This window comes from Paraburkholderia sp. SIMBA_053 (assembly GCF_046534895.1).
Lineage (GTDB): Bacteria > Pseudomonadota > Gammaproteobacteria > Burkholderiales > Burkholderiaceae > Paraburkholderia > Paraburkholderia caledonica.
On sequence record NZ_JAWRXU010001904.1, the window covers coordinates 1 to 230 of the forward strand.

Consider the following 230-nt stretch of genomic DNA (forward strand, 5'->3'; position numbering starts at 1 on the left):
TTGGGCGTGCGGCCCGAACACATCGAGACGATCACGCAGACGCCCGACGCAATCATGGAAGTCGAGGTGGTCGAACCGACTGGCGCCGAGACGCATTTGTACGGGAAAATAGGCGGCAACACGTGGTGCGTGACGACGCGTCAACGCTCGAAGGTTGAGCCCGGCGAGCGCGTCGCGTTGCGCTTGCCGGCTGCTCATATTCATCTGTTCGATACGGAGAGTGGACGCAG

General features: G+C 61.7%; 1 protein-coding gene. It reads left to right on the forward strand.

Translation table 11 applies throughout. From position 1 onward, the window contains the following. The coding region (locus SB753_RS42175; RefSeq protein ID WP_410805839.1) for a TOBE domain-containing protein at positions 1-230 on the forward strand (230 nt) is incomplete at both ends.